The organism is Winogradskyella endarachnes (assembly GCF_009741275.1).
Lineage (GTDB): Bacteria > Bacteroidota > Bacteroidia > Flavobacteriales > Flavobacteriaceae > Winogradskyella > Winogradskyella endarachnes.
The window spans coordinates 387465-403459 of record NZ_WOWS01000002.1; the positions used below are offsets into that span (position 1 = coordinate 387465).

The 15995-nt window shown below is 32.6% G+C and carries 14 protein-coding genes; 8 read left to right on the forward strand and 6 right to left on the reverse strand.

The window, feature by feature from the left end; genetic code table 11:
* Positions 1-2: 2 nt before the first annotated feature.
* Entirely contained in the window at positions 3-431 is a 429-nt protein-coding gene (locus tag GN138_RS06435) for a hypothetical protein (RefSeq protein WP_317162710.1), read from the reverse strand.
* A gap of 85 nt (positions 432-516) precedes the next feature.
* On the opposite strand from GN138_RS06435, the gene GN138_RS06440 reads away from it, so the two are divergent.
* Entirely contained in the window at positions 517-960 is a 444-nt protein-coding gene (locus tag GN138_RS06440; RefSeq protein WP_317162720.1) for an Lrp/AsnC family transcriptional regulator, read from the forward strand.
* On the opposite strand, the gene GN138_RS06445 is transcribed toward GN138_RS06440, so the two are convergent.
* From GN138_RS06445 to GN138_RS06455, 3 genes are read right to left on the reverse strand one after another with little or no spacing between them, the layout of a single operon-like run.
* Positions 961-1935 (reverse strand): YpdA family putative bacillithiol disulfide reductase, encoded by a 975-nt coding sequence (locus GN138_RS06445; protein ID WP_157362973.1) that lies wholly within the window; start codon positions 1933-1935, stop codon positions 961-963.
* Between the two features lie 9 nt (positions 1936-1944).
* Positions 1945-2322, reverse strand: a complete 378-nt coding sequence (locus GN138_RS06450; protein WP_157362974.1) for a VOC family protein — start codon at positions 2320-2322, stop codon at positions 1945-1947.
* Positions 2322-3533 carry an MDR family MFS transporter gene (locus tag GN138_RS06455; RefSeq protein ID WP_157362975.1) on the reverse strand — a complete coding sequence of 404 codons (1212 nt, stop codon included), beginning with the start codon at positions 3531-3533 and terminating at the stop codon, positions 2322-2324. The genes GN138_RS06450 and GN138_RS06455 overlap by 1 nt, the downstream gene beginning before the upstream one ends.
* A 233-nt stretch (positions 3534-3766) precedes the next feature.
* Here GN138_RS06455 and GN138_RS06460 point away from each other — a divergent pair, with 233 nt between their 5' ends.
* Positions 3767-4369, forward strand: a complete 603-nt coding sequence (locus tag GN138_RS06460; RefSeq protein WP_157362976.1) for a DUF1684 domain-containing protein — start codon at positions 3767-3769, stop codon at positions 4367-4369.
* 81 nt (positions 4370-4450) lie between these two features.
* On the opposite strand, the gene crcB is transcribed toward GN138_RS06460, so the two are convergent.
* Complete coding sequence (gene crcB / locus GN138_RS06465; RefSeq protein WP_157362977.1) at positions 4451-4816, reverse strand: fluoride efflux transporter CrcB; 366 nt, start codon at positions 4814-4816, stop codon at positions 4451-4453.
* 203 nt (positions 4817-5019) lie between these two features.
* Entirely contained in the window at positions 5020-6042 is a 1023-nt protein-coding gene (locus GN138_RS06470; RefSeq protein ID WP_157362978.1) for an SRPBCC family protein, read from the reverse strand.
* Between the two features lie 137 nt (positions 6043-6179).
* Between GN138_RS06470 and GN138_RS06475 the strand changes: the two genes are divergently transcribed.
* From GN138_RS06475 to GN138_RS06500, 6 genes are all read left to right on the forward strand, one after another.
* Positions 6180-8174, forward strand: a complete 1995-nt coding sequence (locus GN138_RS06475; RefSeq protein ID WP_394366117.1) for a dipeptidyl-peptidase 3 family protein — start codon at positions 6180-6182, stop codon at positions 8172-8174.
* Positions 8175-8434: 260 nt separating this feature from the next.
* The gene (locus GN138_RS06480; RefSeq protein ID WP_157362980.1) at positions 8435-8881 is read left to right on the forward strand and encodes a DUF2059 domain-containing protein; all 447 of its coding nucleotides are present in this window, start codon (positions 8435-8437) and stop codon (positions 8879-8881) included.
* Between the two features lie 54 nt (positions 8882-8935).
* Positions 8936-9451, forward strand: a complete 516-nt coding sequence (locus GN138_RS06485) for a hypothetical protein (protein WP_157362981.1) — start codon at positions 8936-8938, stop codon at positions 9449-9451.
* 24 nt (positions 9452-9475) lie between these two features.
* On the forward strand, positions 9476-9964 hold the full coding sequence (locus GN138_RS06490; RefSeq protein WP_157362982.1) for an AAA family ATPase: 489 nt from the start codon (positions 9476-9478) through the stop codon (positions 9962-9964).
* Between the two features lie 226 nt (positions 9965-10190).
* Positions 10191-11435, forward strand: a complete 1245-nt coding sequence (locus GN138_RS06495; RefSeq protein ID WP_157362983.1) for a glycosyltransferase family 4 protein — start codon at positions 10191-10193, stop codon at positions 11433-11435.
* A 10-nt stretch (positions 11436-11445) separates the two neighbouring features.
* Positions 11446-15642: a phosphodiester glycosidase family protein gene (locus GN138_RS06500; protein ID WP_157362984.1), complete on the forward strand. Its 4197-nt coding sequence runs from the start codon at positions 11446-11448 to the stop codon at positions 15640-15642.
* Positions 15643-15995 lie beyond the last annotated feature (353 nt).

The window sequence follows — 15995 nt, forward strand, 5'->3', positions numbered from 1 at the left end:
GGTTACAGCGTCATCATCCAGTGATGCTTCAACTTTCTGAATTTTTTTAATTCACCACGAAGAATTGGTAAATAATCTTTACCATTACTATTTGATTTTTCTAACCGTCTGCAATTTCTATATAAACGTGCAGTTAAGCGGTCTAAACTTTCTAGATGTTTACTTTTTTTGTGAGAACAGCGTTCTTGTTCGGCATTAATAATTTGTGGTGCCAAATTAGATGACTGCTGAACAATGTCTCCTGTAAAATAAATATCTTGATCTTCTGAGCCATCAGCATTTAAGTAAGATAAATCCTGAACAAGATATGTAGATATACTCCGAGAAAGCACAATAATATCTATAGCCTTTTGGTAAACAGGCAGATAAGAAAAATGTGAAGGTAAGTTGTAACTCATAACATCAATAGCAATACTTACGAAATTAAGCACTAATTTTGGAAGCGTTATTTAATATTTAAAGTATAATTGTATATTTACTTTAATAATTATATTATTTATATGTTTTTAATTTAAAATAATGATTGATGAGCTAAATTGGAAGATTTTAAAGTGTCTTCAGGAAAATGCACGAATGTCTAATGCAGAAATTGGTAGACGTGTTGGTGTTACATCTCCAGCAGTTTCTGAGCGTATAAAGAAGTTAGAAGATGCTGAAATTATTCAAGGATACACTACGTTTGTGTCGCCTTTAGAGGTTGGTTATCAGTTTAAAGCACTAATTACGCTAAGTGCCTTTATGGGTATGTTAAAACCATTTTTAGAAAAGGTGAAGACTTATGATGAGGTAGTAAACTGTTATAGAATTACTGGTAATGAAAATATTGTAATGGAAGTGGTTTTAAAAAACCAAAGACATCTTCAAACCTTTATCGACCAATTAATAATTTTTGGTGAAACAAAGACTCAAATTGTATTGTCTCATGTTGTTAAGTATAGTGAGGTAAAACCAATAAAATGATTAATTAATAGTTTTTTCTATATGATTAGCTATTGTTTTAGCGTGGACTCTAGAATTTTCTATAAACCATTTATGGGTTTCTAATCCACCACAAATAACACCAGCTAAATAAATGCCTTCAACATTGGATTCCATGGTTTCAGAATTATAAATAGGAATTTGTTTTCCGTCTGTAGATAATTCAATACCAGCTTTAGCTAAAAATTTAAAATTTGGTCTATAGCCTGTTAAAGCAATTACAAAATCATTAGGAAGCGTTATTGTGCCATTTGGTGTTTTTACTATAATTTTATTTGGTTTAATTTCAGTAATATTGGAGTTAAAATAGGCTTTTATACTTCCTTCTTCAATTCTATTAATAATATCTGGTCTTACCCAATATTTTACACGTTCGCCAATGGTATCATTTCTAATAATCATGGTAACATGGCCACCTTTTCTATAGATTTCTAAAGCAGCATCTACAGACGAATTACTCGCACCTACAATAGCTATGTTTTGCAAGGTGTAAGGATGCGCTTCTTTGTAATAATGTAGCACCTTTGGTAAATTTTCACCTGGTATGTTTAATAAATTGGGGATGTCATAAAACCCAGTGGCGATAATTACCTTTTTTGTATTGTAGCTGTTTTTATCTGAAATTACCGTAAAACCATCAGCTGTTTTCTCAAAAGATTGTACTTCTTCAAATAAGTTAATATGCAATTGATTTGAGGTGGTAACACGTCTATAATATTCTAAAGCTTCGCTTCTGGTAGGCTTTGGGTTATTGCTAATAAACGGGATGTCATCAATTTCTAGCTTTTCTGAAGTAGAAAAAAACGTCATATTTAATGGGTAATTGTATAAAGAATTGGTTAATGCACCTTTTTCAATTACGGTATAATTCCAACCACGTTTTTTACATTCTAATGCACAGGCAATACCTATTGGTCCTGCACCTATAATTATTACGTCTTTATGTTCAGTTTTCATTTTTTAGTTTTAATTGATTCTCCATGGTGGATTTTTTCGGTTTTTTCCTGCATGATAAATGATTATAGGGTTACCATCTGGATCTTTTAAATGCACTTCGTGCCAAAGCCAAGATTGTTCTAAAATTTCAGAATTAAAAATAATACCTTTTTGTTGAAGGTCTGAAACCGTTTTAGGAAGATTTTCAACTTCAAAATAGAGTGTAACGCCCTTGTTAATAATTAAATCTTCTGTGTGATGAATTGAGAATGTTGCATCTCCATCCGGACATTCCAAACGCGCATATCTTGGCAATGCATCAACTATAAGTTTTAGTCCTAATTTCTTGTAAAATCTTACAGATGTCCTCGTATCTAATGATGAGATTGTGATTTGATTTAAATTCATTATAAGTTATTCTTAATACGTTTTTGCAACCAAATAGATAGAATAACAGCCAATAAGCTGTAAGATCCCGTAATTATCCAGTTTATTCGGTAGCCATAATTATCAATTATATCCATACCTATTTTAGGCCCTACAATAAAAGCTAAAGCAAAAGTCATGGTATATAATGCCATATAGCTGCCTTCGCTTCCTTTTTTTGCTCTGTTTAAAGCAAAAGCATTAGTATATGGAAATCCTATCATTTCTGCAAAGGTTAACAAGATGATATTTACAACAAGAATACCAACCCAAATATTAAATAATAAAACAAAATAACTAAGAGCAAACAAGATTGCACTAATTAAAATAAGTTTTACATGAGAAATGCTTTTGGTTTCTAATAAGGCGATGAGAGGCATTTCAAAAATTACAATAAGCGCACCGTTTATAAACATAATTACACCTGTTTGAAATTCTGTTAAGCAGAATTCATCATAATGATAAATGGGTATCGATGTTATTAATTGAAAAAATGATAATGCTATTAAAAAGCTAATAACAAAAAAGATTAAAAACGATTTATCCTTTATTGCGGCATTTTTATTCTGTTTTTTAATTGCTTTTTCTGCGTCTGTAACATTTGTAACTGTTTCATTTATCAAGTACTTAAATAATAAGATGGCTAAAATACAAGTAATACCATCTATCCAAAATAAGAGAGAATAACCATCCAGACTAATTATAAATCCCGCAATCATTGGCCCAAATGCCATACCTAAATTTATGGCTAATCTTAGCAAGGTTAGAGAGCGCGTTTGGTTTTCTGGTTTACTGTATGTTTTAAGTGATACAAATAGAGCAGGCCTAAACGTGTCAGCAACACTCATTAATACTAAAATACCAATGCATAAACCCCAAAATGATGTAATATATTGTAAGACAATAAAACCAATACCTGTTAAAAGTAAACTGTAAAACATCACTTTGTAAAAGCCTATCTTATCGGTTAATTTGCCACCTAGCCAAGAGCCAATTAGAGAGCCAATACCAAAAAACATTAAAATGGTACCAGCATCTGATATTGAAAATTCTAAACTCTCTTTTAGGTATTTAGACAAAAATGGAATCACCATAGTACCAGCTCTATTGATGAGAGAGATTAATGCAAGCCACCAAATTTCTTTGGAGAGTCCTTTAAAGTTACTGATATAGTTGTTGTATAATGTTTTCATTTGGTGGTTGGTATAAAAATAAAAAGTCCGACGTTATTGTCGGACTTTTAAATATTGTTAAATAGTATATATGTATAGCTACAATAGATAATGCATCCGAAGGATTTCCGAAGAATTCGATTTGGTTTGTTTTGTATATCTAATGACTTGAAACATTATTTTTCTTTAATTACTTGACTCAAAGCTACAATAAATTTTTGTAAATCGTATTTTTGAATTCTAAATTATTTGAAATGAAGAATTGGTATTTACTTTTTTTGATGGTGTTTGCATTGAATTGTTCCCAAGGCAAACAACCAATTAAGGAAGGCACAGCGTGGCAAATGAAAATGAATGCCGACTTTAAAGACGCTACCAAATCCCCTTTAAAAAATAAAGATAGAAAGACTTTTAAAGGCTTAGATTTCTTTACTTTCGATTCTACTTTAGTAGTAACTGCAACCCTAAAACGAACACCAGATACAGAATGGTTTAATATGAAAACCACTACAGATAGGATTTCTTTAGAACGTGTTTTTGGAGTGTTAACTTTTAAAATAAACGGAAAATTGTTTCAACTTAATGTTTATCAAGGTAAAGAATTAATGACCGAAGAAGGTTTTGAGAATTATTTATTTCTACCATTTATTGATAATACTAACGGAATATCTACGTATGGAGGTGGACGCTACATTGATTTAAAAATCCCAGAAGGTGATTCTTTAATACTCGATTTTAATACAGCTTATAATCCATACTGTGCTTACAATGAGAAATATTCTTGCCCAATTGTTCCTAGAGAAAATTATATTGATGCAGATATTAAAGCAGGCGTGAAAATGTTTGTTAAGGAGTAATTTTAGTTTTAAAGTTTTAAAGTTACTGAGTTATAGATTATGATTTTTCCTTTGCGTCTTAGCGCCTTTCCGAGGAAGAACTTATTTCACCAAAAACATTCCCAAAAATACAGCCAAGAACCCAATTACAAAACTAGCAATGGTATAAATAGCAAAACTCATAAAATCGCCAGATTTTAAAAACACATGATTTTCGTAAGCAAAAGTTGAAAAGGTTGTAAATCCACCACAAAAACCAGTAGCTAAAAGTAAGGTCTGACTCTGAGAAAGCGTTTCGTTTTTAGCTGCAAGGCCAAGAAAAATACCAATAAGTAAACTGCCTAAAATATTAGCTGCAAAAGTGCCATAGGGAATTCCGTTTTCAGAATTATTAAGCCATTTTCCGATGATAAAACGTAAGGCACTTCCAAATCCACCACCTAGAAATACAAGTATTATTTGTTTCAAATTTGTTCTTTTAGTTTATCGTTTTTAGAATTAGTTTTCAGTTTTCAGTTTTCAGTTTTCAGTTTTCAGTTTTCAGTTTTCAGTTTTCAGTTAGCGGTTAGCAGTCATCAGTCTTCGGTCATCAGTCTTTGCTATTTGCTATTCTTTTTTTTAATTTTATTCAACATTCAACATTCAACATTCAAGACTTCTTTACGCCTTTCCTATTCAACTTCTACATAAATCTCAGTCACCCATTTTGCAGGATTTAATTCGCTCATAGGATCCGTTAAGTAGGTTTCGAGCATAGAGCCACCTTCAACCATTGTTAAATTATTATCAGCTATATATTTCATGGTGGTTTCCCAAGCTTCTTTTAAGTTAGAATAATCACCTTTTAAAACGGTTTTAACAGCCCTGAAAGATTCTAATTGACCTGTTAAGATATTTTCATCAATAGTTGTAATCTTAGATGTAGTTGGTACACAGGTAGAAAACATAACGGCATCATTTTCTTCATCCCATTTGTGATATAGAATAAAAGGAGGTCCAGCCATAGTTACATTATGGGTCATAGCATAGGCGCCAACTTTAGGCAGCATGGCTGTCATGTTTTTTTTAAAATCACCGAATTTACAAGATTTAGTATTATAAATATAGTAACCACCACTGTGTTGGGTTGTGCCTTCAGTCTTTATACTGTAAACTTTCATGTCCGCTTGTACTACACTATCTAGTTTAAATAATCCTCTTTCAAAGTCTGGACCTGTACTAGATTCAATAGAACCTGTAAACAGCGTGAATAATTTAGTTACAAAATCTAGTTGGCCTTTCATGTGCCAAGTGACTTTGGTCTCTTTTTCTAATGGTTCAAAAGTCCAGTCAATATCGGCATTAGCTTCAAATGGTTTAATAAATTCAATTTTTTGGTTAATTAAAGAATTATTAGCCGTATTTAAAGTTGTCATTGTGCCTTCTCCTAATATTTCTCCATTCCAGGTATAACTAGCACCTTCTCCAACGGTATTATCAGAATAAGTAAGCGTAGCTTCTTTGTCTTGCTCCAACCATGGCGAAAATTCTGGCCATTGTTTAAAATCATTAACCTTATTATAAATTACACTTACAGGAGCTTCAATTGTTCGGGCTCTACTAAACTTATATTCGTTGGGTTGTACAGCAACATAAATTGATAATCCTATGACAAGGATGAGTACTATAAAAAGGATATATTTTAAGACTTTCATTTTTGGGAATTATTTTGTGTTTCTCAAAGATAGTCATTTTATGATATGTGATATAAACCTTATCTTTGGTTTCAAATAAAAACTATTATATGAGTATCAAATCATTTTTTAAAATAACACTTTTTACCCTATTAATTATGGGGTGTAAAGATCAGACGCCAACAGAAGTCGATGAAGTAACATCAGAAGAAGCTGTTGCACCAGAATTCAGTTTTAATGTAGAAGAATTTGCAGATATTAAGGTGCTGCGTTATCAAATTCCGGGTTGGGAAAATCTTACACTTAAAGAACAGAAATTAGTGTACTATTTAACGCAAGCAGGTTTAGCTGGTAGAGATATAATGTGGGATCAAAACTACCGACATAATTTAACGATTAGAAAAGCTTTAGAAAATGTTTACACTGAATTTAATGGAGACAAATCTACAGTGGATTGGAAAAATTTTGAAACGTACTTAAAACGTGTTTGGTTTAGTAACGGAATTCATCATCATTATTCTAATGCTAAGTTGATACCAGAATTTTCAAAAGCGTATTTAAGCGAATTATTAGCAGCGACCAATACAACATTAGAAGGTGAGGCTTTGGAGGTTTTATTTAATAACAAGGATTCTAAAAAAGTTAATCAAGCCAAAGGCGTAGATAACGTGCTAGAATCTGCCGTTAATTTTTATGGTCCGGATGTTACTAACCAAGACGTTGCTGACTTCTATAAAACTAAAAAATCTCCAGACCCAAAGAAACCTTTGTCATATGGATTAAATTCTCAATTAGTAAAAGAAAATGGCGTTTTAAAAGAACGTGTATATAAATCTGGCGGACTGTATGGTTCTGCCATTGATGAGGTTGTAAAATGGCTAGAAAAAGCGCAAGGTGTGGCAGAAAACCAAGCACAAGGTGATGCCTTAGGTTTATTAATTAAATACTATAAAACAGGTGATTTACAAACTTGGGATGATTATAATGTAGCTTGGACAGCTGCTACAGAAGGAAATATAGATTACATTAACAGCTTTATAGAAGTGTATAATGACCCATTAGGCTATAGAGGTTCTTATGAGACAATTGTACAGGTCAATGATTTTGATATGTCTAAAAAAATGGCGGTTCTTTCTGAAAACGCACAATGGTTTGAAGATAATTCACCGCTAATGACTGAACACAAAAAAGAGAATGTTGTAGGTGTAACTTATAAAGTGGTTAACGTTGCAGGTGAAGCTGGTGATGCCTCACCAAGTACACCAATTGGTGTTAATTTACCAAACGCAAACTGGATTAGAGCTGCCGTTGGAAGTAAATCGGTTTCACTAGGCAACATAATCCATGCTTATAATAATGCTGGTGGTTCTGGTCGTTTAAAAGAATTTGTAAATGATGAAGAAGAGTTGCAACTTGAAGAACAATACGGACAACTTGCAGATAAATTACACACAGCATTGCACGAAGTAATTGGGCATGCCTCAGGGCAATTGAATCCTGGTGTTGGTGAAACAAAAGAAACACTTAAAAATTACGCCTCTACCTTAGAAGAAGGTCGTGCAGATTTAGTGGGTTTATATTATTTATACGATTCTAAATTAGAAGAATTAGGCTTAGTTGAAGACTGGAAAAAGGTTGGAAAAGCAGCTTACGATGGTTATATAAGAAACGGTTTAATGACACAATTAATTCGTTTAGACCTTGGAGACGATGTTGAAGAGGCACATATGCGAAACAGACAATGGGTGTCCGCTTGGGCTTTTGAAAAAGGAAAGGCAGACAACGTTATTGAGAAAATTACAAGAGACGGAAAAACATATTTTAACATCAATGATTACGAAAAGTTACACCAGCTTTTTGGTCAATTATTAAGAGAAACACAACGTATTAAATCCGAAGGTGATTTTGAAGCCGTAGAAGCCTTGGTGGAAGGTTATGGTGTAAAAGTAGACCAAGCCTTACATGCAGAGGTTTTAGAACGCAATAAGCAATTTCCTTCGCCGCCTTACAGTGGTTTTGTAAACCCAGTTTTAGTACCAGAAACTAATGATGCTGGTGAAATTGTAGCCATTACAGTAACACAACCAAGTACATTTGCAGAGCAAATGCTTAATTATAGTAAAAATTATAGCTTTTTACCTGCTGTAAATTAAATATTGAAACATAATTATATTAAAAAGCACTTACAGAAATGTAGGTGCTTTTTTTATAGAAATATACGTAAATCTACGTATAGGTTTCTTCTTACTTTTTCTTAACTTTAACCAATAGCATATGTTTTTACCTAAAGACTAAATTAATCTGTGTTTTGTTACCATAAACAATACTAAAAAGAACCCTTTAAGTAAGGCTGAAAATTGAAGTTTCAAACGTATGTTAAACCCAAAAAAATAACCAATTAATTATTAACACCATGAGAAAAGTATTAACCGTATTTTCATTTTTAATTTTATTTAGTACATCTGCTTTTGGCCAAACCGATACAGATTATGCCAAAACATTACGTAAAATGTTTGAAGTGTCTGGCACAGAACAAACATTTCAAACGGTAATAAAACAGATGTTTACCATGTTTAAGCAACAATATGCTGCAGTTGATGCAGAGACGTGGAAGGAGCTAGAAAACGAATTTTCAAAAACATCTTTAGACGATTTAACGGTTATGCTGGTACCTGTTTATGAAAAATACATGACTGAAGCAGATTTAAAAGAGCTTATAAAATTTTACGAATCTCCAGTGGGACAAAAATTTGCTAAAAGCACACCTTTAATTACTCAAGAATCCATGCAAATTGGTCAACAATGGGGAATGGCTATAGGTGAAAAATTTGCAGAAAAAATGAAAGAGAGAGGGTATTAATATAATACCAATAACTTAAAACTGATAAGACAACCATAAATAAGTACTTATACCATGAAATTAAAAAATAGCCTTTTCTCATTCGTATTAACCCTTTGTGTTGCACAACTAAATTGGTCACAAACTTTTGAAGTGCCTGATAATGTAAAACTAGAAGTTAAAGAAGATTACATAAAACATGAGCCACAAATTGTAGATTGCATTAATTGGTTAGAAAATACACCAATGAGTGAGGAAGCGGATAAACGGATTATGGCAAATGCTTATTTAATGAAATGGGCAACTGGTACACCAACGGTTACAATTTCTATGCAATCATTTCAGGTAGATTTAACGACTAAAAATCCTGAGCTTTTAATTGTTTTTATAGGTGGCTGGATAAAATATGCTATTGAAAATCCAGATGATAAGGATAATGTTGAAGCTGGTAATATTTCTGGTATTAATAGTCTCATAAAAGTGTATTCTGCCAATAAAGGCAATGGATTAAAGAAAGATAAGCGTATTGAGAAATTAATTAAGATGGATGCCTCTGAGCTTCAAACTTGGGTAAGGGAGCAATTAAAATAATCAGTCTATAAAACACTTTAAAAAATGATTCACCTTATAGTAGGTAATACAGGTTCTGGGAAAACCACTTACGCTAACGAGTTAAAAAGAAGAATTAACGGACTCGTATTTTCTATTGATGTGTGGAATAACGTATTGTTTATGCCAGACAAAAAGGAAACCGATGGGTTAGATTGGTTTTTAGAGCGCATAGAACGTTCCGAACGTGTAATGCTAGATTTAATTCATCAACTCGAAGCATCAAAGACAGACGCTATCTTAGATTTAGGATTGGCTAAAATTGGTCATCGTGAAAAGTTTAGAAAATTCGCAGAAATGAATAACTACGAGATAAAACTACATTTTTTAGATGTGCCAAAAGCCAAACGTTTAGAACGCGTTATGATACGTAACCAAGAAAAAGGTGCTACTTTTGAGTTTGAAGTCACTAAAGAGAACTTCGATTTTATGGAAACTTGGTTTGAAAATCCAACCAAAAATGAACTGAAAGACGCGTTTATAATTTCAGAATAAATATCAATTTATATTCTAGGTTTAATCATTTTTAGAGCTTAAAATCATCGTATATAGAATTAACTGTATTATCATTTCGTTAAGAATTAAAGCATAAATTAAAGTACACATAATTAAATATCACTTAAATTTTTGAAGTCGTAAATCTGTGTATACAGCGCTTCAAAACCTTTTAATACATATTTCAATTCGCTATATTTAGAGAACTCAAAACTTTAAATAACATATGCGAATAGGAATTATTATTGGAAGAATTGGCGGTGTAGATGGTGTAGCACTCGAAACCGAAAAATGGATAGATGTATTAAAAAAGCTAGGACATGAAGTCTTTATTATGTCTGGCGAATTTGAATCCTGGGAGATGGATTACGACCACGATTACCTGTATCCACCATTATCTTTCTTTTCCGTTGAAGCAGAATGGGGACAACGTAAGGCCTTTTTTGAGCCAGACGACGACCCTTATCCATTATTAGGTCACGTTGAGGATGCGTCAAATAAAATTCATCAGGCCATGGAAGCTTGGGTTTTAGAAAAACGTATAGAAGTTCTACTGTCAGAGAATGCTTCAGCTTTACCTTGTCATTTATCAATGGGAGTTGCCATTAAAAAATTAGTTAAATCTACAGGTTTACCTATTGTAACACACGACCATGATTTTCATTGGGAACGTGGCCAACGTTACGTCTCTGTACATCCAGAAATCAATAAGTATGTAGATGATAATTTTCCGTTGTTATTACCAGATGTGAGGCATGCGGTTATCAATACATTTGGTGTAGAAACCTTTAAAAACCGTTTTGATATTGATGCTATAATGGTACCTAACGTTATGGACTTTAATCGTGTGTATGGTGTACCAACACCAGAAAACGAGTTTTTTCTTAGAGACGTTGGTGTTTTAAAAGATGAAATTGCGCTATTGCAAGTAACACGTATTGTAAGACGAAAAGGTATTGAAACCGCCATTTCTCTAATAGACCAACTAAACGATAAAAAGCTAAAATTAGTTATTACAGGTAATAATAACGATGATGAAAACAAGACCTATTACAATGAGTTAATAGACCAAATTCACGATTTAAATTTATCGAGTCAAGTCATTTTTGCAGCACACAAAGTTTTAGACCATAAAGATTTATCAGATGTGTATGCACACGGAAGAGCATGTACCTATTTTAGTACCTATGAAGGTTTTGGTAATGCCTTTGTAGAAACCGTATTGGCTAAAAAACCAATTTTTGTGAATGATTATAAACCGGTTTATAGTCAAGATATTGGTAACAAAGGTTTTGAAACCGTAATGATTTCAGATGGTAATCTTACACCAGAAAGTGTACAGCAAATGTCTGATATCATTTATAACCCAAAACGCTGTATAGAAATTGGAGAATACAATTTTGAAATTGGTAAAAAGCACTTTTCGTATGAAGTACTAGAAGAAAAGTTAAGCCAATTATTTACATTTTAAGAATTAGAACATGACGACTGATAAGACAACAACAAAAATTACGACGATTTTAAATACACTTAAAAATGAAAAAATAAATACCTGGTTTGACTTAGGTTTATTCATGGATAAATTTAAAGAGCAGAAAAAAACGTCTGCTTTTAAAGGCAATGCATCCACTTTCGATACACATATTGAAAAAGGAGGTATCGCATTCCTAACCTTTTATTTTACCATTGATGGTATTACGGTAGAAACTGAAAAGTATGCCAAAACCTTTAAGAATATATATCCTAATATTCCAATTCACTTTATTGCAGGAGAAATTAAAGAAGAAGCCAATGAGTTAATACCAAAAGATGCATTTAAAAAAGTAATACCAGAAATGGAAGCTTTTGATGCTTGGCCTTTGTACGAGGATTTCTTCAAAATTAAAATGGAACGAGGCAGCGAAGCCTACAATAATCTTATTGGTAAGTTTTGGGCTGAGGTTTTAGTACTTGTAGAAAAATTAGGAAGTTACATTGAGCAGAATAACATTTCTATGTTATACCTTATTAATGTCTGTTCTAATCCTGGTAACGTGTCTTTGGCATTGGCAACGGTTTTAATTTCAGAATATTTAGGCATTCCTGTGATTAATAATAATCACGATTTTTATTGGGAAGGTGGAAATAGAGAAGTAGAAATTAAAAAGAAAGGTCTTAAAAAAGGACCAAGAGATTTCTTTTTTCACAATGCACATGTTGGCGAATTTTTCTCAATTATAGAAACTATTTATCCATGGGAAAGTCGCTCTTGGATGAATGTGAATATCAATAGAATTCAGCAAGACCATCTAATTAATGTTAATGGACATAATCCTGCAAACGTCGCCTTATTAGGTACAGCAGTAGATACTAAATTGCATGCCATGAGTAAGCGCGATATTATAAAAGCGTTTATGCAAGTGTCTACAATCTTTGCGAATAAAAAGGAGACCATTACAGTACATACGGCTGCGCATCATACCGAAAGTAAACGGTCTTTAAAGCCTATTTTATTAGGTCATAAAACCATTAAGCAATTCGATTTTGTAAACAACAATATTGTCTTCTTACAACCCACACGTGTCATTAGTAGAAAGTCAATTGAGTTAAACTTCAAACTCATTAAACGTTTATTTGCATACGATTCTTTTGCAGAAAAATTCAACACTAATCCACAATTAAAATTATCCTTAATTGTTTCAGGGCCCATTCCACATGGTCAACAAAATTATTATCACGATTTAAAAAAGGATTTCAAAAAATTCTTAAAAGAGCTTCCTAAAGAGTTTAAATCGCGTGTATTACTTGGCTTTTTATTTAGTGAATTCGATAAAAACGATTTTAAAAAGAAGTATAAAAAACCATTAGATATTAAACAACTTTTTGATGTTGCTTCACTTATTTTATTGCCAAGTCAAACCGAAGGACGAGGCTTACCAATTATAGAAGCTGCAGCTTGCGGAACACCAATTTTCTGTAGACAATATGAGCCAAGAGAAGTGTATGATGAGGTTATCGGTAGACATTTAGATGAATCGCTTCGTCTTAATGTTTTAGAATTTAAAGGGTCTAAAGTACCAAAGAAATTGGCAGAACGCATTTGCGACCATGTGTTTTATCCACAAAACAGAATGGTAGATGTAACGCATAACAGAAGCGTTATTAAAAAGCGTTACAGCCTAGAAGCTTTAGAGAAAAACATACGTTATATTTTGCAGCGTATGTATTACCAATTGGCGTCAGTATCAATAGAAGATAATCCACAAGTGATAAATTTACTGAAGCAATACAAAGCATCTGTAGATTTTGAAAACGACGACCTTAATGCGATTCTCAATAAAAAAACAAGACATTATTTACCTGGTTATGGTCGTTTGTCTTTTATGCATTATTTAAAATCACTTATCGACCCAAGCTTTTTTAGAGTTGAAGAACAATTGGTTAAAGGTCGTGTGATGCGATATGCCAGAACCATGGAAAATGATATTCCAGATTTGGTAAATACTAATCTTGAATTGATTCATAAATACTACAATGCTATTGATGATATTTTTAAATACGTAGATGGCGAAATTTCCATTCGGCACGACCATGCTTTGGCGTATCGTCATAGAAATAAGAAATCGTATGCCTATCAAGCCTTTACACTTCAAGAAATTACAGGTTTGGTAAATATGATTTATACAGAGGTTTTTAAACCAAAAAATTTACCAGATTTAACTTTAGCACCACAATTTTTTGCCGATTGGGAATTAGCCCTTTTTCAATTGACTAATAGTAAATATTTAGGTATAGATGACCGTAAAATTTTAACCAAGAATTTAAAAAAGAATGTGCCTAAAGGGTATTTTCCTGGTCGTTATATTAAACACGAATTAGAGTATTTTGTGTTACAGCCCATTCGTTCTCAATTAAATTTAACCATACAACAAGAATTAACCTCAGAAATACTCGAAGCCAATGTAGATAAGTTAGAAAAAATCTACATTTTTATACACGAACCAAGAATTACAAAATGGTTCTCTAGTGCAGATATTAAAGAGTATTTAGAAAGCGGTAAAGAGCCAGAATTAGGCTTGTTATATAAGGCTGGTGTGGTTCAGATTATTGAAACCAAACAATGGTCAGAAGGTGTGCATTTTCCACAAATGGGACCAAAAGCCATTAAGATTTTACGCGCTATTAAAGAGGCGAACGGCTTCTTAATAACCAATGGAGAATCGGCTGCAATGATGACAGATATTATTGAAATAGACCATTTTCATATCGGAAAAGTACTGTACGAAATGACGGCTAAAATTATGGGAATTCCTAAAGGTAGTGGCTTCATTCAGTTTGTACCAGCAGGTGTGCGCACAACCTTAGCGTATCCTACGCCAATACAAACCGCTAAAGATTTTGATGATGTACTTAAAAGTGATTTATATCAAGATTTAAAAGACACGTTAAGCGAAAAAGAATTGCTAAGTATCGTCACTAAAGATGCCATTGAAAACGGCACACCAATTAAAAAATTATTACTTCAAATAAAGGATGATTTAAAATTATCCAAAACCGTTGAAAAAGTAAAATCATCATATGCAGGTGGAGTGTATGAAGATGGTTTACCTTGGAGTGGTGTTTTAGCAGAAATTGACACCAAAAAACACCATTGGAAATTCGCCGCACATATTGCCAATAAAGAACCTAAAAATGTACCAGCACTTGTAAAAGAGTACAAGAAGAAAAGTAAAAACCCAAATAAAATAGAATTGGCTTGGAATGGTGGTTATATTTTAAATCCGGAATTGGTTGGTAAACTCGGACTACCAGAAACTTATATCGGTTCGCCGTTAGGTTTACTAATAATGGACAACAAAGTGTTTTGTCCACCACTTTTTAACAAACCTGCTTTTATCATTTATAAAAATGGAGACGTAGATATTAGAAAAGTGAATAGTAAAGCCGGTTTAACTGTTAAAGGGAAAGAAAAAGACCTAACATTTACAAGTGCCAATTACAATGCACATAGTGAAACAGAACCTTGTTTCTATGATTTGTCATTTACTGAAGAATCATATGTTGGCAACGGCAATGTGATTGTTAGAATTGCAGGAAATACAGTAAAAGAAATTATAAAAACAAAGCCAAAAGAAGAAGTAAAAGTGATTCCTGTTGGAATTACATTGTCTGTTCCTGAAGCTTTATTTTCAGATACCATGTTTGAAGAAGGTAAGCCGTTATCAATTCAATTATTAGAACCAGAAGAAAACCCTTATAAATGGGATGAGATTTCTTATGCCATTGAAGCAGGACCAATGTTAATAGATGAAGGCAAACAAATTCTAAATATGGAAGACGAAGGTTGGAAAACCACAAACTCTATTAAAACACAAGCAGCACGATTAGATTTTACTGATATGCGAGGTCCAAAAATTGCCGTGGGAATTACCAAAGAAGGTAAATTAATGGTGTTGATGGTAAATGGAAGAATTAGAGAATCTGTAGGCGCTACACATTTTGATATGGTAGATATTCTTTTAAAATACGGAATGGATAAAGCAATGGGCTTTGACCCAGGAGGAAGTAGTACGTTGGTTGTAGACGGAAATATTATGAATATTTCGCCATACAATAAAAACTACGAAAAAGACATTTACGCATTACCACCAGAACCGAGATTTGTAGCTAATGCTATTATGGGTTGGATTGAAGATTAACATAAAATTCTAATTATAAAAAAGAGGCAAATACTGATATTTGTCTCTTTTTTTATATATAATTTATACCTCAACGTCACTTCGAGTGAAATTTCGTTTTTCAGAAATTTTTTATCGAGAAGCTTTTATACTAACTAAGGTTCTCGATACAATTTTTTCGTACCTCAAAAACCACTCGAACAGACGATTTATTATGTTATTTAAATCATATTGTTTAGTTGATTTTGGATGAAACTTCATTTGTAACGTATCGTCACTTCGAGTGAAATTTCTTTTTTTTAGAAATTTTGTATCGAGAAGCTTTTATACTAACCAAGGTTCTCGATACAATTTTTCGTACCTCAAAATCACTC

What these genes read in the sequence shown, in the direction of transcription:
- GN138_RS06445 (WP_157362973.1), bottom strand. Translation starts at nt 1,935, where the DNA reads ATGAAAACTGAACATAAAGACGTAATAATTATAGGTGCAGGACCAATA.
- GN138_RS06450 (WP_157362974.1), bottom strand. Translation starts at nt 2,322, where the DNA reads ATGAATTTAAATCAAATCACAATCTCATCATTAGATACGAGGACATCT.
- GN138_RS06455 (WP_157362975.1), bottom strand. Translation starts at nt 3,533, where the DNA reads ATGAAAACATTATACAACAACTATATCAGTAACTTTAAAGGACTCTCC.
- GN138_RS06460 (WP_157362976.1), top strand. Translation starts at nt 3,767, where the DNA reads ATGAAGAATTGGTATTTACTTTTTTTGATGGTGTTTGCATTGAATTGT.
- GN138_RS06470 (WP_157362978.1), bottom strand. Translation starts at nt 6,042, where the DNA reads ATGAAAGTCTTAAAATATATCCTTTTTATAGTACTCATCCTTGTCATA.
- GN138_RS06475 (WP_394366117.1), top strand. Translation starts at nt 6,180, where the DNA reads ATGGGGTGTAAAGATCAGACGCCAACAGAAGTCGATGAAGTAACATCA.
- GN138_RS06480 (WP_157362980.1), top strand. Translation starts at nt 8,435, where the DNA reads ATGAGAAAAGTATTAACCGTATTTTCATTTTTAATTTTATTTAGTACA.
- GN138_RS06485 (WP_157362981.1), top strand. Translation starts at nt 8,936, where the DNA reads ATGAAATTAAAAAATAGCCTTTTCTCATTCGTATTAACCCTTTGTGTT.
- GN138_RS06490 (WP_157362982.1), top strand. Translation starts at nt 9,476, where the DNA reads ATGATTCACCTTATAGTAGGTAATACAGGTTCTGGGAAAACCACTTAC.
- GN138_RS06495 (WP_157362983.1), top strand. Translation starts at nt 10,191, where the DNA reads ATGCGAATAGGAATTATTATTGGAAGAATTGGCGGTGTAGATGGTGTA.
- GN138_RS06500 (WP_157362984.1), top strand. Translation starts at nt 11,446, where the DNA reads ATGACGACTGATAAGACAACAACAAAAATTACGACGATTTTAAATACA.